Below are 19949 nucleotides of genomic sequence, written 5' to 3' on the forward strand. Positions count from 1 at the left end.
CCGGTCAGCGGCGCGGCAGGAACCGTACCGAGGGGCGTCCGTCGGGGCCTTCCGGGGTGACGACCGCCCGGACCCCGTAGACGTCCTCGATGAGTTCGCCGGTGATGACCTCGGCCGGGGTGCCGCCCGCGACGACCCGGCCGGCCTTCATCACGGTGATCCGGTCGCAGAACATCGCGGCGAGGTTGAGGTCGTGCAGCGCGACGACGCTGGTGACGGGGAGTTCGGCGACCAGAGCGAGCAGGTCCAGCTGGTGCTGGATGTCGAGGTGGTTCGTCGGTTCGTCCAGGAGGAGTTCGCGGGGCTGCTGGGCCAGGGCGCGGGCGATCTGGACGCGTTGGCGTTCGCCTCCGGACAGGGTGTGCCAGGACTGGCCGGACCGGTCCGTGAGCCCGGTGCGCCGCAGTGCCTCGGCGACGGCGTCCTCGTCGGTGCGGTCGGGGGCGGACCAGGCGCGGCGGTGCGGGATGCGGCCGAGGCGTACGACGTCCAGGACGCTGAGGTCGACCTGGGTGACCGCGTGCTGGTCGACGACGGCGATCCGGCGGGCGACGGTGCGGCGGCCGAGCCCGGCGAGGGGGTTCCCGTCCAGGGTGACGACACCGGTGGCCGGGGCGAGGAGGCCCGCGAGGATCCGCAGCAGGGTGGACTTTCCGGAGCCGTTGGGGCCGATGAGTCCGACGGTGGAGCCGGGCGGCGGGGCGATGTCCACGCCGTCGAGGATGAGCCGGCCGCCCGCCTCCCGGCCGACCCGTTCGGCCCGCAGGCCTCCGGAACCGTGCGTGGTTCGGCTCATGACGTGCTCCGGGTGCGGTACAGGACGAGGACGAAGGCGGGGACGCCGATCAGCGCGGTGACGACGCCGACTGGTACCTCCTGCGGGTCCAGGACGGTCCGGGCGAGGGTGTCGACCCACACCAGGAAGATCGCCCCGGCGAGTGCGGTGACCGGCAGGAGCCGCCGGTGCCCGGAGCCGGTGAGGGCGCGGGCCGCGTGCGGCAGGACCAGGCCGACGAAGCCGATCGCCCCGGCCGCGCTGACCACGGCGGCGGTCAGCAGGGCGGTGGTGCAGAGCAGCACGATCCGGGTGCGGGCGACGTTCACGCCGAGCGCTGCGGCGGCGTCCTGCCCGAAGGCGAAGGCGTCGAGCGTACGGGCGTGGGCCAGGCAGACCACCAGGCAGACGGCGAGCACGGCGGAGCAGAGGACGACCTCGCTCCAGCCGACGCCACTGAGCGAGCCGAGGAGCCAGAACAGCACCCCGCGGGTCTGCTCGGCGTCGGCGGAGGTCATCACGACGAAGGAGGTGAGGGCGGAGAACAGCTGCATCGCGGCGACGCCGGAGAGGACGACCCGGTCGGTGGAGCCGCCGAGGGTGTGGCTGAGCAGCAGCACCAGGGCGAACGAGCAGATGGCCCCCACGAACGCCCCGGCCGACAGCGACACCGCTCCCCCGCCGACCCCGAGGACGACCACCACGACCGCCCCGGTCGAGGCTCCGGAGGAGACGCCGAGGACGAAGGGGTCGGCGAGCGGGTTGCGCAGCAGGGACTGCATCACCGTGCCGCACACCGCGAGCCCCGCGCCGCACACGGCGGCGAGGAGGGTGCGGGGCATGCGGAGGTTCCAGATGATGCCGTCCCGGATCGGGCTGAGGTCACTGGCGCCGAACCCGAGGTGCGCGGCGACGGCGGACCAGACGTCGGGCACGGAGATCCGGGCGGGCCCGATGGTGACGGCGACCGCGACGGAGGCCAGGAGGAGGAGCAGGCCGCCGACCCACAGCAGCACGGTGAGCGGCACGCCGCCCCGGCCGGGACCGTCCGGGCGGGCGGTGCCAGGTGGCGCGTCGGCCGCCTTCACGGCCGTACGGCTATCGGTGCTCACCCCGTGAGCCCGAAGTCGCGCAGTCCGGCCGCGACGCGCTCCAGGCCCTCGACGGTCCGGATGGTGGGGTTCATGGCCTGGCCGCTGAGCAGCACGTAACGGCGGTTCTTGACGGCGTCCATCGTCTTGGTGACCGGGTTGGACTCCAGGAACTCGATCTTCTTCTCGGCGCTCTCGGCGGTCTGCGTCGTACGGCTCAGATCGCCGATGACCAGGACGTCGGGGTTGCGGTCGGCGACGGTCTCCCAGCTGATCTGGGGCCATTCGTCGTGGGTGTCGTCGAAGACGTTCTTCGCGCCGAGTTCCTTGGTGATGACGCCGGGGGCGCCGCAACAGCCCGCGAGGTAGGGGGCCTTGGAGTCGGAGAACCAGTAGAGGAGGGAGGCGTCGGAGGCGTCGACGCCCTCGGTGGCCTTGTCGACGCGGGCCCGGAGCTTCTTCACCAGGGCGTCACCACGCTCGGGGACGCCGAACACCTGGGCCAGTTCGCGGACTTCCGTGTAGACGCTGTCCATCGTCAGCGGTGCGGTACGGGCTCCGTCGCCGCTGCCGCTGTTGTCCTTGCCGACGCAGTCGGCGGGTGAGATGTAGGTCGGGACGCCGAGCTTCTCGAACTGTTCGCGGGGCGCGACGCCGCCCTTGGCGAGGGTCGAGGCGAAGGAGGCGCTGAGGAAGTCGGGTTCCTTGTCGAGGACCTTCTCCGAGGAGGGCCGGTTCTCCGATATGCGCTCGACGCCGGCGTTGGCCTTCTCCAGGCCCTTCATCACCGGGTCGCTCCAGGTGGCGGTGCCCGCGAGCCGGTCGGCGAGGCCGAGCGAGAGCAGGATCTCGGTCGACCCCTGGTCGACGGAGACGGCCCGCTGGGGCGGGGCCTTCACGGTGACGGTGCGCCCGCAGTTCTGGAGGGTGAGCGGGAAGCCCTCGGTCTTCTTCCCGTCGGCGGCCCCGGTGCTTTCGCCCCCGCCGCAGGCGGTCAGCAGGAGGAGTCCCGCCGCGAGCAGGGCGGCGGTACGTATCGGGGCGGGGGTGGCCGTGGACAGCACGAAGGACCTCTGTGTCTCTGGGCCCAGCCGCGGAGCCCGTCGTACGGTTCCCGTGCCCCGGTGCGGGCGCGGGTGCCAGCAGGTCTTCGGACTCGGGTTCGTCCGGGCGGGACGCCTTCCCGGAGCAGGTGGGTGCTCCAGTGGCCGTGGCCCCGCCCGTCCCCCTCACCGCTGCGCGTCAGTTCCGGTTTCGCACCGGATTCCCTGACCCCGTCGCTGGGGTTCGACTGGCCCCGGCAAGCTATCACGCGGCTTCCCGCAGATCAGGCGCGGTGCGGCGGGCCGCTGGGCGCGGGGCCGGTGCGGCGCGGGATCGGCCCGCCGCACCGGCCCGGGCGGACTTAGGGCGTGTCCGGCGCCTGGAGGGCGATCACCGCGTTCTGGCCGCCGAAGCCGAAGGAGTGGCTGACGGCCCGCCGTACCGGCACCTCGCGCGGGGTCTTGGTGACGCAGTCGATGTCGAACCCGGGCGCGGGGGCGTCCAGGTTCGCGATCGGCGGGATCATCCCGTGCTGGAGCGTGAGGATCGTCAGGCCCGCCTCGATGGCGCCGGCCGCGCCCATGCAGTGGCCCAGTACGCCCTTGGGGGCGGTGACGGGCGGCCGGTGCGGATAGGCCCGGCCGATGAGGGCGGCTTCGGTGGCGTCGTTGAGGGGGGTCGACGTCCCGTGCGCGTTGACGTGGTCGACGTCCTCGGGCCGCCAGCCCGCGTCGCGCAGCGCGCCGTCGACGGCCGCCCGCGCCACGTCCCCGGAGGGGTGGGGGCTGGTGGGGTGGTGGGCGTCGGTGGTGGCGCCGGTGCCCGCGATCAGCGCCCGGGGGGAGGCGCCTCTGGCCCGGGCGTCCTCGGCCCGCTCCAGGACCATGACGGCCGCGCCCTCGCCCATGACGATTCCGGCCCGGTCGGCGGCGAAGGGCCGGCAGAGGCGGGCGGGGTCGCCGTCCCGCGGTGCCGCCGCGCCGGAGCGGGCGAAGCCGGTCATCGCGACCGGGAACACGATGGACTCGGTGGCCCCGGCGATGGCGATGTCGCAGTGGCCCAGCGTCAGCATGTCCCGGGCCACGGACAGGGCGGTCACCCCGGACGAGCAGGCCGTGCACGGGGCGAGGCTGGGTCCGGTGGCCTTCATCCGGATGGCGATCTCGGCCGCGGGCATGTTCGGGATGGTCAGCAGGATGCCCGAGGGTGAGGTGGCCTCGGGGCCGCGTCGCTCCAGGGCGACGGCCTGTTCGGTGAGTCCGGCGGATCCTCCGCTGCTGGTGCCGACCACGACGGCGACCCGGGCGCCGTCCCACCGCTCGGGGTCGAGCCCGGCGTCGGCGACCGCCTCCCGGGCGGCCAGGACGGCGAACTTGACGTACCGGCCCATCCGGAACGCGGTCCGGCCGCCGACCGCGTCGTCGAGGTCGATGCCGGAGACGGTGCAGGCGAAGTCGACGGCGCAGCCGTGCAGTTCGGGGACGGTGCGGGCGGGCGACTCCCCGGCGCAGACTCCGTCCCAGGTGGTGTCGGTGGTGTGGCCGACCGGGGTGATCATGCCCAGCCCCGTGACGGCGATGACGGGTCGCTTCATCGGGTGTTGCTCACCGGCACCGTGGCATCGGCCGCCGCGCTGCCGACGGCCGCGTCGATGTACGCGGAGATGTCGGCCAGCGTGGCGTCCTTGTACAGCTTCTCCGAGTCCGCGTCGACGCCCAGCGTCTCCTTGATGATGACGGCGAACTCGGCGACCGCGAGCGAGTCCATCTCCAGGCTGTCCATGGTGGACTCCGGCAGGATCTCGGCGGCGGGCACCTTGAAGGTCCCGGTGAGTACCTCGGTGATCTTGGGGTGGATGGTCTTCATGGCGATTCCTCTCATCGGCGTTTCACCGGCATCTGGCCGGCTCGGGTCTTCCCGTACGGCGGGTGGCCGAACGCAGCGACCCACCGCCCCAAATAACTGGATGACGATCTTCCGGTTACGCCTTGGGGCGAACCGATTCGTCTACGCTCACCTGCGGCTTCTCGAACCATCGGGAGAGGATCGAGGTGGTTCCCCAGTACGCCAGCAGGACCCCGCGGGTGCCGAGCGCGGCCACCTTCTCGCGCAGCGGGCGCCTCCTGCTGCCGCAGTTGGGCCGCTTGAATTCCGCCGCGCGGCCCCGGATTCCCGCCCTGCGGCCCCGGTGCCAGGGCCCCTCGGGGTCGTCGTAGACGTCCGCGTAACCGGGTCCGGCGATCGGCCAGTCCGACATCAGGCGCTCGGGAAGGGCGAAGGACCCGACCAGGGCGGGGGTGTGCGCGGCCACCGCGGCGATCGCCCGCTCCACCACGTCGGGCAGAAAGGTGACCTGATCGGCGGTCAGCCGTCCGGAGGCGAGCAGGTCACCGCTGTTGCGGGCGATCCACTGGAGTGCGAAGAGCCTGCGCAGCTCGGTCAGCCGCTCGCGCGCCTCACCCTCGGGCAGTGCGGCGACGGCTTCGGCGTACGCTTCGTCCGCCTGCCGGTAGGCGTACGCCTCGACGCCGCGCAGCGCGGCCGGGGAGGCGGCGTTCCAGCGGCCGAGCGGGTCGCCGGGCGGGGCGGCGCTCATCCGCTCCCGGGCCCGGGCGAACCAGAGGTTCTCCAGGGCCGCGACGAGCCGGCCGAGGAAGGCGGGGTCGTCGAGCTCGCCGGGGCCGTCCTCGGCGTCCGCCTCCCCGGCGGTGGCGCTGAACAGCATCTCGGCGGCGGCCTTGGCGTGCACGGCGAGGTTGTCGCCCTCGGCGGTGATCGCGCCCTCGATGCCGGTGAACAGTTCGGTCATGCCGTTGTTCTCCAGGAGCCCCTGGGCGCCGCACCGTTCACGGCATTCGACGATGACGCCGCGCGCCTGCCAGGTGATCCACCCCTTGGCGACGGCCACCAGGCGCTCCGCCTCGTCCCGGTCGGTCTCCGGGGCCGACTCCCAGCGGTCCAGGGCCCTGCGGTGCAGCAGGCTCATCGCGTAGACGGTGGCCATCGCCCCGGCCAGCGGCCCGTGGTGGCTGCGGTGCGCGTACACCGGGACCCGTTGCGCGGCGCGCGATCCGGAGATCATCCGGTGACCGGCGTAGCGCACGGCGATGGCCAGGGTGACCCGGGCCGAGCCGACCGCGCAGGCGCTCATGGAGAGCTTGCCGGGGGTGACCCGGCCGATGGAGGTGAGGAACCGCCTTCTGCGGTTGGGGATTTCGCTGTGGAAACGGCCGTCGTCGCCGATCCGCCCCTGCTGTCCGGCGAGCAGCGCTTCCCGCGGGACGAAGCAGTGGTCGAAGGAGGTCAGACAGTGGTCGACCGGGGAGCCCATCCGGGCGGGCAGCCGCCGCACCCGTACGCCGGGCAGGGCGCGGTGGGCGTCGGTGAGCGGGGTGAGGAAGAGGAAGACCCCGCGGTCGGCGCCGTCGGCGAGCAACCGGGCCGCCACCACACCGGACTTGGGGCCTCCGGCGGGGCTGGTGTTGGGCATGAACTTCTGCGCCCCGGCGTGCGGGGTGTGCAGGACGAAGCCGTCGCGTCCGGGGTCGTACGTCGCGGTCGTCTCGACGGCCGCCGCGTCGTTGCCGTGCGCCACCTCCGTACAGAGGAAGGTGCCGACGCGCCGCAGGGCGAGGAAGTCCGACAAGTCCCGCAGAGTGTCCGCGTCGTGGTCGAGGAGGCTGCCGAGGAAGAGGTTGTAGTGGATGCCCGCCACGGTGGTCAGCGCCGGGTCGACCGGGCCGAGCCATTCGTGCAGGGCGGCCAGCGCCCGGGGGTCGGCCGCCAGCCTCGCGCCGCTGTCGAGCGCGTTGTTGAGGATGCGCATCCGGTGGTAAGAGAGGGCGAGTCGTTCGTCGGGGGTGCCGCCACCGGGGCGGCGAAACGGTTCTGTTGTGAGCAGCCGCCGCCAGAAGCCGTGTTCCTGGCGGAAGTTCGGTCCGAAGAGCACTGCGGTGAGCAGCTCGTTCGTGGACGGCGGGGCCGCGTCGTTCATCATGACGGTCACAACACAGTAACGATCAAGGAACGGCGAGGACACCCCCCGCCGTCCCGAAATGCCCCCGTTTATCAGGCGCGTTGGAAGGCGAGGGCGACGTTGTGGCCGCCGAAGCCGAAGGAGTGGCTCAGCGCCCGCTCGACCCGCTGGTGGCGGGGCTCCTTGGTCACGCAGTCGAGCGGGAAGGCGTCGGGGAGCGCGTCCAGGTTGGCGATCGGCGGAATGGCGGAACGTTCCAGCGTCAGGACGGTCGCCACCGCCTCGATCGCGCCCGCCGCCGCCAGGGTGTGCCCGACGACGCCCTTGGGCGCGGTCACCGGCGGCCGGTGCGGGAAGAGCCGGGAGATGAGGGTGGTCTCCATGGCGTCGTTGAGGGGTGTGGAGGTGCCGTGGGCGTTGATGTGGTCGACATCGCGCGGCGTCCAGCCCGCCTGGTCGAGCGCCGCCTGGACCGCCCGCTGGGCGCCGTGCCCGTCGGGGGCCGGGGCGGTGGGGTGGTGGGCGTCCGTGCTGGAACCGGCCCCGGTGAGCAGGGCGCGCGGGCGGCCGCCCCGGGCACGGGCCCCGGCCTCGCGCTCCAGGACGAGCATGGCCGCGCCCTCGCCGATGACGAAGCCGTCCCGGTCGGCGGCGAACGGGCGGGACGCGGCCGCCGGGTCGCCGGTGCGGGTGGACAACGCGCCCATCCGGGCGAAGGCGGTGACCACCAGCGGGGTCAGCACCGATTCCGCGCCGCCCGCCACCACCACGTCGCAGCTGCCGCCGAGCAGCAGATCGCGGGCGACGGCGACGGCGGTGGCCCCGGAGGCGCAGGCGGTGGCGGGGGCGAGGCTCGGGCCGCCCGCCTTGAGCGCGATGGCGACCTCGCCCGCCGCCGCGTTGGGGATCATCATCGGGACCAGCAGCGGGGAGACCGCGTCGGGGCCCGAGGCCGCCAGCTTGGCCGCGTTGTCGACGAGCACGGAAACACCGCCGACGCCCACGCCGAGCACCACGCCGACCCGGCCGCCGTCCCACCGTGCCGGGTCGAGGCCGGCGTCGGCGACGGCCTGCCGGGCGGCCACCAGGGCCAGCTTCACGAACCGGGCCATCCGCCACACCGAGCGGCCGCCCACCGCCGCGTCCAGGTCGATGCCGTCCACCGGACAGGCGAAGTCGACCGGCAGACCGGCCAGTTCCTCGCACCGCCGGGCGGTGGAGTGCCCGGAGCACAGCCCCTCCCAGAAGCTGTGCTCGTCCGCCCCTGCGGGTGTCACCAGGCCGACCCCCGTCACCGCGATGGCGGTGCCGGTAGCGGCCTCGGTGCCCTGATCAGCGGGGAGCGACATGCTGTGTTCCTTCCGTAGTTTCCGTGGAAATGGTCTGCGGGGTACCCGGCCAGCGAAGTGCCGCCGAACCCCAGGTCAGTCCGCCCCCGAAGGCGGTGAGCAGCACCCGGTCGCCGGCGCGGAGGAGGCCCCCGTCCGCCGCGTCGGCCAGGGCCAGCGGGATGGAGGCGGCGCCGGTGTTGCCGACCCGCTCCAGATGGGTGACGCAGCGCTGCGGCGCGATGCCGACCCGGTCGGCGACGGCGCGCAGGATCCGGGCGTTGGCCTGGTGCGGCACGAAGCGGTCGACCTCGGCCGGGTCCCAGCCGACCCGGTCCAGAAGTGTCCGGCAGGAGCCGGTCATCCGCTCGACGGCGTGCTGGTAGACGGTGCCGCCCTGCATCCGGAAGAACTCGTCGCCCGGGCCCGGTGGCTTTCCGCTCGCGCGTGCGCGGGCCCCGCCGCCGGGGACGGTGATCAGCTCGTAGCCGGTGCCGTCGCTGCCCAGGTCGAACGCGAGCAGTTCTCCGGGGTCGCCGGAGCGCCCGGCCGCCACCAGGGCGGCGCCCGCCCCGTCGCCGAAGACGACGCCCGCCGAGCGGTCGGCCGGGTCGAGCCAGGTCGAGTAGACGTCGGCGCCGACCAGCAGGACCCGCCCGTAGAGGCCCGAGGTGACCAGCCCGTGGCAGACGGCCAGTCCGTAGACGAAGCCGCTGCACACGGCGGCGAGGTCGAGGGCCGGTACGGTGCCGAGCCCGAGCCGGGCCGCGAGCGCGGGGGCGGTGCCCGGACAGAGGTGGTCGGGGGTGGCGGTGGCGAGGACCACCGCGTCCACCCCGCCCGCCGCCGGAGCGCGCGCCAGCAGCCGGGCGGCCGCCTCGTAGGCGAGGTCCCCGGTGGCGACGCCCTCGCCGGCGCGGTGCCGGCTGCCGATGCCGGTGCGGCGGCGGACCCAGGCGTCGTCCACGTCCCAGTCGGCGGGCAGCCGGTCGTTGCCGACCGGTTCCCCCGGCACCCAGCCCGCCACGCCCTCCAGCACCGCCGTGCGCGTCCCGGCCGCTAAGACGCCCGCCCGCGTCCCCGGTTCCGTACCGCTGTCGGCCGTCCGTCTCCTCGCCACCCGTTGCCCCGATCCCGTTGTCGTACTGCATCGGGTTGACGAACGGCGGAACGCCTCACGAGGGTGCGTTCGACTGAGCCGAACGGGTCATGACGAGGCGTCAGTTGTGCGCCAGGGCTTCCCGGAGCTCGTCCGGGCCGGGCGGGTTGGCCCCGGCCCGCGAGACGGTCACGGCGGCGGAGGCCACCGCGTGACGCAGGACGTCGGCCACGGTGTCCCGGTCCACGGCGCGCAGCCGCTCGCGCGCGTCCGGGCCGAGGAGATGGTGCGCGGCCAGCGCGTGGAGCGTCCCGGACATGAACGCGTCGCCCGCGCCCACGGTGTCGGCGACGGTGACGGGCAGCGCTTCGACATCGGCCCGGCCGCCGTCGAACAGGGCGAACGCGCCCGCCCCGCCCCGGGTGACGAGGACGAGCGCGGGACCGGCGGCGAGCCATCGCTCGGCGACCCGCTCCACCTCCTCGTCCGGGTGCAGCCACCGCAGATCCTCGTCGCTGGCCTTCACCACGTCGCTGAGCGCGACACAGCGCTCGACGCGGGCCACGGCCGGGGCGTGCTCACCCATCAACTCGGGCCGCACATTGGGGTCGTAGCTGACGGTGGCGCCGGCCCGCAGCGACTCCACGGCGGCCAGGACCGTCGCGGCCCCGGGCTCGACGACGGCCGCGATCGAGCCGGTGTGCACATGGAGCGGCGCCCGGTCGAGCGCCACCGGGCCCAGGGTCCAGTCGACGTCGAAGGCGTACGTGGCGTGCCCCTGGTCGTCCAGGGCGACGGCCGCCGACGGGGTGGGTCCGGTGGCGTCGTCGGTACGGACCTCGACGCCGGCGGCGGTGAGATGGTCCCGGACGAGCCGCCCGTGGCCGTCCTGCCCCAACTGGGTGAGCAGGGTGGTGTCGTGGCCCAGGCGGGCCAGTCCGTACGCGACGTTCGCGGGGCTGCCGCCGGGGTGGACCCGGTCGGCCTCGCCCGGCAGCCGGACGATGTCGGCGACGCATTCGCCGATGACCAGCAGTTCACAGGGGTCAGGCATGGGGGTGGGTCTCCTGCAGGGCGGTGGGGCGGTTGTCCCGGTCAAGCCTGACATTCTCCGGAGCCACCGGTGCGACGCACCGGACCCACAGGAGCCCGCCCGCGAGCAGCACGGCGGCGGCCAGCAGCCAGGGCAGTGGGCCCGTGGGCAGGGTGCCGGCGGCCAGTCCGGCGCCGGCGGCGACCAGTTGCAGGGAGAGCGACTGGACGGAGAGGGCGGTGGCGCGGCCCGAGGCGTCGACCCGGCGGTGCAGCAGATCGTTCTCGTTGGGGCCCGCGGCTCCGAGGCCGAGGTACACCAGCCCGTAGCCGGTGACGGCGACCGCTGTGGCGAGCGTGCTCATCGAGTGCGCGGTGAGGCCGAGCAGGGTCAGCCCCAGCGCCACCAGCCCGAGGCTCACGAGCACCGCACGCTCACTGCTGCCGGTCAACCGGGCGACGAGCGGGGCGAGTTGGCTGCCGAGGGCGGAGCACAGGAATCCGGCGCAGGCGAGCCCGGCGAAGACCAGGGCCCCGGATTCGGCCGCCCCCATGAGGGCGGCGGCCCGGCCGGGGGTGAGCAGTTCCACGGCGGCGAGCGCGGCCCCGGCAGCACTCGCGGTCAGCAGGATGCGCCGGATCAGGGCGTCCCGGGCGCCGAGCCGGAGACCGGCGGCGATGGCCGCGGGCACGCCGCCCACGACCCGGCGCAGCGTGGTCCGGGGCCGGGGCGGTTCGGGCAGGGCACTGAGCACGTAGAGCACGAAGACGACCTCGATCAGCGCGCCGAGCAGGGCGGGTACGGAGAGCGGGATGACCAGGCCGCCGGTCGTGTCGGCCGGCCACTCCCCCGCGCCGGGGACGAGGCCGAGCAGCCAGGGCAGCCCGCCGCCGAGCAGGGTGCCGAGCGCGAGGGCGGCCGAGGTGGCGGAGCTGCCGCGCGCCAGGCCCGTACGCAGATCGGCGTCGGGGCCCGCGTGGGCGTGGACGGTGTCGACGTACCAGGCCTCTGCTGGCCCGCTGGACAGGGCGCGGGCGAGGCCCATCAGGCCCATGCCGAGCACGATGGCCCAGACCGCCGCGCCGAGGCCGATGAGGGTGAAGGCGGTGAGGTTGAGCAGCCCGGCGACGGCCAGGACGGGGCGCCGGCCGATGACGTCGGACAGTCCGCCGGTGGGCAGTTCCATCGCGGCGGCCGTGAGCGAGTGGACGGCGTAGCAGGCGGCGATGGCCGCGAGACCCATGCCGCGTTCGGTGAAGAGGAGGACTCCCGTCGCGATGGACATGCCGATCGGGAGCCAGAAGAGGAAGGAGACCGTGACGAACCGGCGGCGCGCGGTCGCGCCGTCCAGCCCGTGACCGGTGGCGGCGGGGGCGGTGGCCGGTCCGCCGGTCATGAGGCGTCTTTGGCAGCGGTGGCGTCCGGGCCCGCAGCGTCCGTCGGCCCGGGTTCGGCGGGGATGTCCGCGCTGTCCTGACCGGTCACCGGGTCCGGGGCCAGCGGGAGTCCGGCGGTGAACAGCACGACCTGCTCGGCGCGTGGGTCTTCGGCGTCGCGGGCGGTCAGCTCGGCTGTCTTCGCCCGGAACGCCTCCCACAGCTCGGCGAGCGATTCGGGGGTCAGCCGGGGCATGAAGTCGCTGACACCTGACGGCTCCTGCCATTCCTGGCTCAGCCGACCGCTGTCCAGGTCCGCCTCGTGGCGGTCCAGCGACCGCTGGAGGTGCTCGATCTGACGGCGGTGCAGGACGCCGAGGATCGTGCTGCCGCCGGGGGTGCGGCGCATCGCCTCGTTGCTCCACGAGGTCATGTCGTGCACGGACCTCCAGCGCCGCTCCCGGCTGTCGCGGTGGTCGGCCTCGGCGACGAACCCGTACTTGGCGAGCACCCGCAGGTGGTAGCTGGTGGAGGCCGAGGACTCCCCGGTCCTGACCGCGAGCTCGCTGGCGGTGGCCGGGCCGTGCTGCCGCAGCAGCCCGAGCAGCGTGAGGCGCAGGGGGTGGGTGAGGGCCTTGAGGGCGGCCCCGTCCTGCGCCGGATCGAGTACGCGACGACCGTCTTCGCTGTCCATGACCGCAGCGTAGGACGGCAGGAGCACTTTGCCAAAGTATTTTTGCAGAATATTTTTGGGAAACTTGGACGGTGACGGTCAGGAGCCGGTGGAAACCTCCCGCCGCGACCGCAGGACCCGCATCACATCCCGGCACCAGTCACGGTTGGCGCGTTCGAAGTCCCGCCCCCGGCGGCAGGTGAGATACGGGCCGACGCGTGCGCCGCGGAGCAGGAACTCCGCCTCGTCCAGGCCGCCGCGCATCCTGCGCAACTGCTCCTCGAACAGCGCGGCCTTGGCCTCGGCGAACGCGTAGCGCTCGGTGAGCCGCTCGATCAGCACGTCGGCGTCGAGATGGTCGGCCGCCTGCACCTGGACCAGCAGGTCCTCCCGCAGGAACGCGGGCTTGGCGGCGGCGGACGCGAAGCTCTCCAGTTCGGCCAGCCCCTCACCGGTGACGCGGAACAGCCGCTTGTTGGGACGCGCCTCCTGGACGACCTCGCGCCCCGCGACCAGGCCCTCCTTCTCCAGCCTGGCCAGCTCCGCGTAGACCTGCTGCGGCAGCGCGTGCCAGAAGTTCGCGACGCCCGCCGCGAACGCCTTCGTGACCTGATAGCCGCTCAGCTCCTCGTCGAGCAGCGCCGCCAGCACCGCGTGGCGCAACGCCATCGGACCGCCTTCCCCTCCACCGCGTCCGGGTGATCCCCGCCCGCGTCCGCCCCTGTCCGGAACACCGCACCTCATGATAGTCATGAAAGTGACTAGTCACTTTCATGACTATGAAACGTGCCCCGGCAAGGGCGCGCCTCATCGAGGAGGATCTATGACCACCGCAGTGGACCGTTTCCGTGCCGCCGTGGACAACCGCGACCTCGGCGCTCTGGACGATCTGTTCACCGAGGACATCCGGCTCTACAGCCCGGTGAAGTTCACCCCGTTCGAGGGCCGGCCGGCGGTGCTGGGACTGTTCGGCGTCCTGCTGCGCACCTTCGAGGACTTCCGTTACGTCGGCGAGTTCGCGGGCGCCTCGCAGACGAGCGCCGACGGGTCCGATGCCCCGTCGGCGGTCCTGCTCTTCCGGGCGACGGTCGGCGGCAAGGAGATCCACGGCATCGACCTCCTGCACCTGGCCGAGGACGGACGCATCAAGGAGTTCACCGTGATGGTCCGCCCGGCCTCCGCCGTCCAGGCGCTGGGCGAGGCGGTGCTCGCCGGACTGGTCGCCGACGGCCTCGTCCCGGCCCCGTAGAACCGGGGACTCAGCTCGCCCGCGCCGCCTCCAGGGCGTCCGCGACCAGGCCCAGGAACCGGGCGTGGTCGCGGGGCCCGTAGAGGGGCTCGGGGTTCCACGGAACGACGGGCGTCGGCACGCCCTCGCTCCCCCGCAGTTCCTCCAGCGGGGCGGCGTGGGCGCGGATGTCGGTCAGGACCACCTCGGGACGCAGCGCGAAGGTGTCGGTGCGGCTCAGCGTCGACCAGTTGGCCCCTGGGCCTTCGGCCGGCTCCACGACCTGGACGCCCAGTTCGGTGAGCACACGCAGCTCGGGCCACATCCGGGGGCGTGCGACATGCGCCTGGTCCGGGCCGGCCGGGGAGAGCGCGAGCACCCGGGGCGCGTCGCCGGACGTGGCGGCGACGACGGAGCGCAGCCGCTCCCGGGCGGCGGCCGGCTCCCGGTCCGCGCCCGGCCGTTCCGTCGCGCCCAGCGAGCGGGCCAGCGCGGCGAACCGGTCGCCGATCTCACCGAACGTACGGGCCTGGCTGACGTCGAGGACGACCACCGGCACCCGCTCCTCCAGCGGCTTGGCCGTCTCGGGGGCCAGCCCGTAGACATGACCGCCGCCGTAGCTGACGGCCACCACGAGCTCCGGTCCGGTGCTCAGCAGCCGCTCGACGTCGAGAGCGGACCCCGCACCGACGTATTCGACCTCGTCCAGCGGCAGGGTCCCGGTCTTCGCCGTGTCGGGCTCCGGTCCGTCGTGGTCGGAGCCGAATATGCCCACCGGCCGGATTCCGAGGTCCCACAGGGTGGCCCCGGCCTGTACATAGGCCAGCACCCGCACCGGCGGCCGGGGTGCCGTCGACTGCTGCCCCCGGTCGTCGGAGAACCGCCATTCGCTCTGTTCCGTCACGTCACACACGCCTCTCTGCCGCCGACTGCCGTTCCATTCGTGCGAGTTCGTACACGTGTACCTGCCCACCTCTTCGCCCCCACACCCCTCTGGCCAGGGAACAAACGTCCGTCGACCGGTTTCGGCCACGATGGGCGCCTCACGTCACCGAATGTTAGAAATGAGGCACCCTCAGTCATCGGGCAGCGCCCTGGGCCGGCCCCCTCCAGACGGAGTCAACTCCCCATGCGCGCGACCTTCTTGAAGGCAGCACTGGCCGTCGGTGTCGGCGCGTCGCTCTGTGCGGCCTCGGCGGACACGCCGGCCACGGCCGGGGTCACGGCACGTGCGGCGGCAGGAGCGGCGAGGGCGGCGCAGTGTCCGGTGGTCGATGTGCTGGCCCTCTACACGCCGAAGGCCGCGAAGCGGGTCGGCGGCGAACACCGGGTGCCCGCCTCGGCCCAGCGGATCGCGACGCGGATGAACCGGTCCCTGGCGGCGGGCGGACTCTGCGGCATCATCCGGGTCGTCCACCCGTACACCGCGACCGACTACGAGGGCTCGGAGGAGTTCCGTACCGCGCACGCCACCCTCAAGGAGCACACGGCGGGGTTGGGACGGCGGGTGCACGAGCAGCGCGCGCGGTACGGCGCCGACCTGGTCACGCTCGTCGTGGACCGGCCGCAGCGGGGCGGCGGCACGGCGGACTACACCCCGGCGCTCGACGCCTCGACGGACGAGTTCGCCTACGCGGTCGTCGACGTCGACGGGATCGACCTGGATTCGGCGAGCCACGAGATCGGCCACAATCTGGGCCTCGCCCACGACCGTACGACGCTGGCGGGCAAGGCGGACGGCTCGATGAGCGTGAGCCGGAACCGCCCGTACAACACCGGCTGGATCACCGAGGACGGCAAGCGCTACACGATCATGGCGTACCGCTCCGCGTGCGGGGACCACTGCCGGCGGATCAGCCGGTTCTCCAGTGCGACGCAGAGCTGGAAGGGCCACCGGCTGGGCGACGCGGACAACGACGGGGTACGGGTGCTGCGCGAGACGATGCCGATCGTCGCCGGATACCGCGACAAGGGCTGACCCGGCCGCAGCGCTTCACCCGGTGGCGCGTCACCCGTCGGCCTGTCACCCGTTACGGGGGCGCGCGCCGTCCAGCGTCAGGTCCACGATCCGGCGTGCGAGCCCCCGGTCCAGCGGCGCCCCGGTCAGCAGGACCCGCGCGAACAGCGGCCCGGCCAGGGTCTCCGCCACCAGCCGGGGGTCGGTGTCCGGGGCCAGCTCGCCGCGCTCGACCCCGCGCCGCACGATGTCCTCGCCGCGCTCCAGCCGGGCGTCCCAGTACGGCAGCCGCTCCGCCTCGACGGGCCCCGCGTCGGGCGAGGCGCCGAGGTGGAGCAGGGCCGCGCCCTGCGGCGAGCCGAGATAGTCCGAGACCGCCGACATCAGCTGGGTCAGGTCCTGGCGCACGTCACCCGTGTCGGGCGCGGGCAGCGCGTCGTCGGCGTGCGAGCCGAGGGCGTCCAGCAGCAGGTTCTCGCGGGTCCCCCACCGCCGGTACACGGAGGTCTCGTGCACCCCCGCCGCCCGGGCGACCGCCGCGACCGTGGTGCCGGTGAGCCCTTCCGACGTGAGCAGGTCGACGGTCGCCGCCAGTACGGCCTGTCGCATGCGTTCGCCCCGGCGGCGCAGCGGCGCGGGGCTCTTCTCGGTGGTCACCCGCGAACCGTATCGCAGGTCTACTTGCTTTACGGGCAGGCCGGGCTTACGTTTCAAAGCAAGGCGACTTGCGATAGGCCGCCGATCCGAACCGTAAGGACCCGTCATGGAACGCATGCGCGCCGCGCGTCTCCACCTCCCCAGCCGCACCCTCACCGTGGAGGAGGTGGACAGGCCGGCGCCCGGCCCCGGCGAGGTGCTGGTGAAGGTCGGGGCCGCGGGGGTGTGTCTCTCCGATGTGCATCTCATCGACGGCACCCTGAGCCCGATGTATCCGGAGGGGGACACGGTCACCCTGGGCCATGAGGTGGCCGGGACCGTGGCGGAGACCGGGCCCGGTGTCGAGGGCTGGACGGTCGGCGACCGCGTGGTCCTCCAGGCCGGTGAGGAGCGCCGGGGCCGGACATACACCCGGGGCGTCGACTACGACGGCGGCTGGGCCGAGTATGCCCTCGCCACCGCGTCCACGCTCGTCGCCCTGCCCGACTCGCTGCCCTTCGAGCAGGCGGCGATCATCCCGGACGCGGTCTCGACGCCGTGGGCGGCGGTGACCGCCACCGGTGACGTACGGGCGGCGGAGGCCGTGGGCGTCTGGGGGGTGGGCGGCCTCGGCGCGCATGCCGTGCAGTTGCTGCGGGCGGTGGGCGCGCATCCGGTGGTCGCGGTGGACCCCGCCCCGGCGGCCCGGCGGCGGGCCCTGGAGTTCGGGGCCGATCTGGCGCTGGACCCGGCCGATCCGCAGTTCCGCGAGACGGTGCTCGGGGCGACGGGCGGCGCGGGCCTGGCGGCGGCGTTCGACTTCGCCGGGGTGCCTCCGGTCCGCGAGCAGGCGCTGACCGCGCTGGCGCCGAAGGGGCGGCTGGTGCTGGTGGGGCTGACCGACCAGCCGCTGACCGTGCCCGACGGCACGCTGTTCAGCTACCTCCAGCACCGGATCCTGGGCCACTACGGCTCGGAGGGCCACCATGTGCCGCAGCTCGTCCGGCTCGCCGAGGGCGGTCGGCTGGACTTCTCCCGCTCGATCACCGATGTGCTGCCGCTGGAGGACGCGGCGGAGGCGGTGCGGCGGGTGGAGACCAAGGAGGGCGACCCGGTCAGGATCGTTCTGCGGCCTTGACGGGCCCGTCCGAAGCGGCCTTGACGGGCCCGTCCGAAGCAGCCTCGACCGGTGGCCCGTCCGAGGCGTCCGGGACCACCGTGGCGGGCTCGTCCGCGGTGGTGCCGGGTTCCTCTTCCGGCTCCGCCTCGCGCCGCTCCAGCTCGACGTTGAACTGGGCGCCGGCCAGCAGCGAGAGGTTGGCGAACCAGACCCAGATGAGGAAGACGACGAGCCCGGCGAGCGATCCGTACAGCCTGCTGTAGCTGCCGATCCGGGTCGCGTACAGCGCGAATCCCGCCGAGGAGGCCAGCCACAGGAAGGCGGCCAGGACCCCGCCGGGCAGACCCCTGCGGATGCCGCGCGCGGGGCGCGGGCCGGTGCGGAAGAGCACCAGGATCAGACAGGCGACGAGGCAGAGCAGCACCGGCCACTTCAGGACCGCCCACAGCGTCTCGCCCCCGTGCGGCAGGCCGATGCGGCGGCCGAGCCAGCGGGCCAGCGGGCCGGTCAGGACCAGCGCGAGGGCGCTGGTCATCAGCAGGACGAGCAGACCGATCGCCGAGACGACGATGATGTGGGCCTTGCGCAGCGCCGGGCGGGTGTCCCGCACCTGGTGCATCGCGTGCATCGCCCGCCGGAACACCGCCAGATAGCTGCACGCGGACCACACGGCGCTCACGCTGCCGGTCGCCACGAGCACCCAGACGGCGGTGCGCTGCTCGGTCGCCGCCTCCAGCGGACGGCGCAGCGCCTCGCCGGACTCGGCCGGGGCGAAGGCGGTGATGTCGGCGATCAGGGCGCTGGTCGCGTCCGGGTTGGCCAGGCCGATCACGGACACGGTGACCAGGAGCGCCGGGAGCAGGGCGAGGATGGCGTAGTACGTCAGGGCGGCGGCCCAGTCGGTGACGTCGTCGTTCCACAGCGAGACCGGGGTGCGGCGCAGGGCGGTGGGCCAGCGGCGGGACGGTGCGGCGCGTCCGGCGGTGGGGACGGCGCTTCCCGCGGCGGACGCGGTCTGGGTGGGCAAGCTGGTACTCCGGGGACGTGGGCGGACGCGGTGGGCGGCGTGACCGGTCCGTTCCCGGACCCGCCGACCCCGCTCGATCCTCTCCTGCCACGTCGCGGCCGAAGCACACCCCCCTCCCCGGCCGGGGGAGCCTCCCGCGCTCCGGAGGGTCAGTCGTTGACGGCCGTGAGCAGGACCACGGCGTCCTGGAGCGCCAGCAGCCCGTGCCGTTCCTGCGGGATCGGGTGCAGGGTTCCGGCGGACAGTTCGGCGTCGCCGGACGCTGCGGTGAGGCGGACGCTGCCGCGCAGCACGAGGAGCGAGGCGGCGGGCGGCGCGTTGTGCTCGTCGAGCGCCGTGCCCTCGGTGAGAGCGATCACCGTCTGCCGCAAGGGGGGCTGCTGGAGCAGCAGGTGGGCACTGCGGCCGTGCGCGGAGGCGCGGGCCGCGGTCAGGTGTTCCTCGGCGAGTGCGTTGAGGTCGTCCATGTGCCCACTGTGCCGCAGCCGTGGCGGTGCCGCGATCCGCGTCGTTTCAGCGGGGCGCCTTCGCGGTGGAGCCCCGGACCACCAGCTCCGGCTCGAAGAGCAGCTCGTCGGGCGGGACCGAACCGCCCTGGATGCCCGCGCAGAGCAGTTCGACGGCGGCCCGGCCCATGGCCTCGATGGGCTGGCGGATCGTGGTGAGCGGGGGTTCGGTGCAGTTCATGAACGCCGAGTCGTCGTAGCCGACGACCGAGATGTCGGACGGTACTCCGAGGCCGCGGCGGCGGGCCGCCCGTACGGCGCCGAGCGCCAGGGGGTCGCTGGCGCAGATGATGCCGGTGACGCCCCGCTCCAGCAGCCGGGAAGCCGCCGCCTGGCCGCCCTCCAGGGAGAACATCGAGCGCTCGACATGCGCCTCGGCCAGCTCCCCGCCGTTGGCCGAGGCGACGGACCGGGCCGCGGCGAGCTTGCGGCGGGAGGGCACATGGTCGGAGGGGCCCATGACCACGCCGATGCGCTCGTGGCCGAGGGAGGCGAGGTGGCGCCAGGCGCGTTCGATCGCGACCGCGTCGTCGCAGGAGACGCAGGGGAAGTCCAGTCCTTCTATGGGGGCGTTGATCAGGACGACGGGGATGCGGCGCTCGGCGAGCCGGTGGTAGTGCTCATGGGCCTCGTCGGCCTGGGCGAACAGACCGCCGGCGAAGACCACCCCGGAGACCTGCTGCTGGAGCAGGAGGTCCACGTAGTCCGCTTCGGAGACGCCGCCCTTGGTCTGGGTGCACAGCACGGGGGTGAGGCCCTGCTGGGCGAGGGCGCCGCCGATCACCTCGGCGAAGGCGGGGAAGATCGGGTTCTGCAGTTCGGGCAGGACGAGACCGACGAGCCGGGCGCGCTCGCCCCGCAGCTGGGTGGGCCGCTCGTAGCCGAGGACGTCCAGGGCCGTCAGCACGGACTGCCGGGTGGTCCGCGACACCCCGGGCTTGCCGTTGAGCACCCGGCTCACCGTGGCCTCGCTGACCCCAACCTTCTTGGCAACCTGAGCAAGTCGTCGCGTCATGCCGCAAGGTTAGCGCAAGCCGCGCAAACACTTGACTTATCGACGCAAGGATTGCACGCATAGGG

20 protein-coding genes and 1 riboswitch are annotated in these 19949 nt (G+C 73.6%); of the genes, 3 read left to right on the forward strand and 17 right to left on the reverse strand.

The genetic code is table 11. The features are described from left to right. Positions 1-4: 4 nt before the first annotated feature. The 12 genes from ACSMXR_RS01585 to ACSMXR_RS01640 all read right to left on the reverse strand — a co-directional run bounded on the left by ACSMXR_RS01585 (position 5) and on the right by ACSMXR_RS01640 (position 13064). On the reverse strand, positions 5-796 hold the full coding sequence (locus ACSMXR_RS01585) for an ABC transporter ATP-binding protein (RefSeq protein ID WP_473171037.1): 792 nt from the start codon (positions 794-796) through the stop codon (positions 5-7). After that, complete coding sequence (locus ACSMXR_RS01590; RefSeq protein ID WP_473171038.1) at positions 793-1887, reverse strand: FecCD family ABC transporter permease; 1095 nt, start codon at positions 1885-1887, stop codon at positions 793-795. The genes ACSMXR_RS01585 and ACSMXR_RS01590 overlap by 4 nt, the downstream gene beginning before the upstream one ends. Beyond that, positions 1884-2930: an ABC transporter substrate-binding protein gene (locus ACSMXR_RS01595; RefSeq protein WP_473171039.1), complete on the reverse strand. Its 1047-nt coding sequence runs from the start codon at positions 2928-2930 to the stop codon at positions 1884-1886. The genes ACSMXR_RS01590 and ACSMXR_RS01595 overlap by 4 nt, the downstream gene beginning before the upstream one ends. 60 nt (positions 2931-2990) lie before the next feature. Then, positions 2991-3177, reverse strand: a riboswitch (cobalamin riboswitch). Between the two features lie 94 nt (positions 3178-3271). Continuing rightward, positions 3272-4504, reverse strand: a complete 1233-nt coding sequence (locus tag ACSMXR_RS01600) for a beta-ketoacyl-[acyl-carrier-protein] synthase family protein (protein ID WP_473171040.1) — start codon at positions 4502-4504, stop codon at positions 3272-3274. Next, positions 4501-4776: an acyl carrier protein gene (locus tag ACSMXR_RS01605; RefSeq protein WP_030082444.1), complete on the reverse strand. Its 276-nt coding sequence runs from the start codon at positions 4774-4776 to the stop codon at positions 4501-4503. Before ACSMXR_RS01605 ends, ACSMXR_RS01600 begins: the two co-directional genes overlap by 4 nt. Before the next feature lie 115 nt (positions 4777-4891). Next, on the reverse strand, positions 4892-6904 hold the full coding sequence (locus tag ACSMXR_RS01610) for an acyl-CoA dehydrogenase family protein (protein ID WP_473172327.1): 2013 nt from the start codon (positions 6902-6904) through the stop codon (positions 4892-4894). Positions 6905-6978: 74 nt separating this feature from the next. Then, positions 6979-8235 carry a beta-ketoacyl-[acyl-carrier-protein] synthase family protein gene (locus ACSMXR_RS01615; protein WP_137230905.1) on the reverse strand — a complete coding sequence of 419 codons (1257 nt, stop codon included), beginning with the start codon at positions 8233-8235 and terminating at the stop codon, positions 6979-6981. Continuing rightward, on the reverse strand, positions 8219-9253 hold the full coding sequence (locus tag ACSMXR_RS01620; RefSeq protein WP_364889757.1) for a beta-ketoacyl-ACP synthase 3: 1035 nt from the start codon (positions 9251-9253) through the stop codon (positions 8219-8221). Before ACSMXR_RS01620 ends, ACSMXR_RS01615 begins: the two co-directional genes overlap by 17 nt. Before the next feature lie 181 nt (positions 9254-9434). Continuing rightward, positions 9435-10367 (reverse strand): carbohydrate kinase family protein, encoded by a 933-nt coding sequence (locus tag ACSMXR_RS01625; protein WP_473171041.1) that lies wholly within the window; start codon positions 10365-10367, stop codon positions 9435-9437. After that, entirely contained in the window at positions 10360-11742 is a 1383-nt protein-coding gene (locus ACSMXR_RS01630) for an MFS transporter (RefSeq protein ID WP_473171042.1), read from the reverse strand. The genes ACSMXR_RS01625 and ACSMXR_RS01630 overlap by 8 nt, the downstream gene beginning before the upstream one ends. After that, positions 11739-12416: an ArsR/SmtB family transcription factor gene (locus ACSMXR_RS01635; RefSeq protein ID WP_473171043.1), complete on the reverse strand. Its 678-nt coding sequence runs from the start codon at positions 12414-12416 to the stop codon at positions 11739-11741. The genes ACSMXR_RS01630 and ACSMXR_RS01635 overlap by 4 nt, the downstream gene beginning before the upstream one ends. Before the next feature lie 78 nt (positions 12417-12494). Continuing rightward, complete coding sequence (locus ACSMXR_RS01640; RefSeq protein ID WP_364889768.1) at positions 12495-13064, reverse strand: PadR family transcriptional regulator; 570 nt, start codon at positions 13062-13064, stop codon at positions 12495-12497. Positions 13065-13218: 154 nt separating this feature from the next. Here ACSMXR_RS01640 and ACSMXR_RS01645 point away from each other — a divergent pair, with 154 nt between their 5' ends. Next, positions 13219-13644 carry a nuclear transport factor 2 family protein gene (locus ACSMXR_RS01645; RefSeq protein WP_473171044.1) on the forward strand — a complete coding sequence of 142 codons (426 nt, stop codon included), beginning with the start codon at positions 13219-13221 and terminating at the stop codon, positions 13642-13644. Positions 13645-13654: 10 nt separating this feature from the next. Here ACSMXR_RS01645 and ACSMXR_RS01650 read toward each other — a convergent pair whose 3' ends face one another. Continuing rightward, on the reverse strand, positions 13655-14527 hold the full coding sequence (locus ACSMXR_RS01650; protein ID WP_473171045.1) for a substrate-binding domain-containing protein: 873 nt from the start codon (positions 14525-14527) through the stop codon (positions 13655-13657). 225 nt (positions 14528-14752) lie between these two features. Here ACSMXR_RS01650 and ACSMXR_RS01655 point away from each other — a divergent pair, with 225 nt between their 5' ends. After that, the gene (locus tag ACSMXR_RS01655) at positions 14753-15601 is read left to right on the forward strand and encodes a M12 family metallo-peptidase (protein ID WP_473171046.1); all 849 of its coding nucleotides are present in this window, start codon (positions 14753-14755) and stop codon (positions 15599-15601) included. 45 nt (positions 15602-15646) lie between these two features. On the opposite strand, the gene ACSMXR_RS01660 is transcribed toward ACSMXR_RS01655, so the two are convergent. Then, complete coding sequence (locus ACSMXR_RS01660; RefSeq protein ID WP_473171047.1) at positions 15647-16237, reverse strand: TetR-like C-terminal domain-containing protein; 591 nt, start codon at positions 16235-16237, stop codon at positions 15647-15649. A gap of 106 nt (positions 16238-16343) precedes the next feature. On the opposite strand from ACSMXR_RS01660, the gene ACSMXR_RS01665 reads away from it, so the two are divergent. After that, positions 16344-17354, forward strand: a complete 1011-nt coding sequence (locus ACSMXR_RS01665; RefSeq protein WP_137230897.1) for a zinc-binding dehydrogenase — start codon at positions 16344-16346, stop codon at positions 17352-17354. Here ACSMXR_RS01665 and ACSMXR_RS01670 read toward each other — a convergent pair. The 3 genes from ACSMXR_RS01670 to ACSMXR_RS01680 form a co-directional block, all read right to left on the reverse strand. Further along, on the reverse strand, positions 17332-18363 hold the full coding sequence (locus ACSMXR_RS01670; RefSeq protein ID WP_473171048.1) for a YihY/virulence factor BrkB family protein: 1032 nt from the start codon (positions 18361-18363) through the stop codon (positions 17332-17334). The two genes, ACSMXR_RS01665 and ACSMXR_RS01670, sit on opposite strands and share 23 nt — an antisense overlap. Positions 18364-18512: 149 nt before the next feature. Continuing rightward, the gene (locus ACSMXR_RS01675) at positions 18513-18830 is read right to left on the reverse strand and encodes a cupin domain-containing protein (protein WP_137230895.1); all 318 of its coding nucleotides are present in this window, start codon (positions 18828-18830) and stop codon (positions 18513-18515) included. A gap of 46 nt (positions 18831-18876) precedes the next feature. Continuing rightward, the gene (locus ACSMXR_RS01680) at positions 18877-19884 is read right to left on the reverse strand and encodes a LacI family DNA-binding transcriptional regulator (protein ID WP_137230893.1); all 1008 of its coding nucleotides are present in this window, start codon (positions 19882-19884) and stop codon (positions 18877-18879) included. Positions 19885-19949: the final 65 nt, after the last annotated feature.

The sequence above is a fragment of the Streptomyces sp. DSM 106670 genome, assembly GCF_055792845.1.

Bases quoted from the DNA above. Each gene is read 5' to 3' on its own strand.
- ACSMXR_RS01585 (WP_473171037.1), bottom strand. From the start codon at position 796: ATGAGCCGAACCACGCACGGTTCCGGAGGCCTGCGGGCCGAACGGGTC.
- ACSMXR_RS01600 (WP_473171040.1), bottom strand. From the start codon at position 4,504: ATGAAGCGACCCGTCATCGCCGTCACGGGGCTGGGCATGATCACCCCG.
- ACSMXR_RS01605 (WP_030082444.1), bottom strand. From the start codon at position 4,776: ATGAAGACCATCCACCCCAAGATCACCGAGGTACTCACCGGGACCTTC.
- ACSMXR_RS01610 (WP_473172327.1), bottom strand. From the start codon at position 6,904: ATGAACGACGCGGCCCCGCCGTCCACGAACGAGCTGCTCACCGCAGTG.
- ACSMXR_RS01615 (WP_137230905.1), bottom strand. From the start codon at position 8,235: ATGTCGCTCCCCGCTGATCAGGGCACCGAGGCCGCTACCGGCACCGCC.
- ACSMXR_RS01625 (WP_473171041.1), bottom strand. From the start codon at position 10,367: ATGCCTGACCCCTGTGAACTGCTGGTCATCGGCGAATGCGTCGCCGAC.
- ACSMXR_RS01630 (WP_473171042.1), bottom strand. From the start codon at position 11,742: ATGACCGGCGGACCGGCCACCGCCCCCGCCGCCACCGGTCACGGGCTG.
- ACSMXR_RS01635 (WP_473171043.1), bottom strand. From the start codon at position 12,416: ATGGACAGCGAAGACGGTCGTCGCGTACTCGATCCGGCGCAGGACGGG.
- ACSMXR_RS01640 (WP_364889768.1), bottom strand. From the start codon at position 13,064: ATGGCGTTGCGCCACGCGGTGCTGGCGGCGCTGCTCGACGAGGAGCTG.
- ACSMXR_RS01645 (WP_473171044.1), top strand. From the start codon at position 13,219: ATGACCACCGCAGTGGACCGTTTCCGTGCCGCCGTGGACAACCGCGAC.
- ACSMXR_RS01655 (WP_473171046.1), top strand. From the start codon at position 14,753: ATGCGCGCGACCTTCTTGAAGGCAGCACTGGCCGTCGGTGTCGGCGCG.
- ACSMXR_RS01665 (WP_137230897.1), top strand. From the start codon at position 16,344: ATGGAACGCATGCGCGCCGCGCGTCTCCACCTCCCCAGCCGCACCCTC.
- ACSMXR_RS01675 (WP_137230895.1), bottom strand. From the start codon at position 18,830: ATGGACGACCTCAACGCACTCGCCGAGGAACACCTGACCGCGGCCCGC.
- ACSMXR_RS01680 (WP_137230893.1), bottom strand. From the start codon at position 19,884: ATGACGCGACGACTTGCTCAGGTTGCCAAGAAGGTTGGGGTCAGCGAG.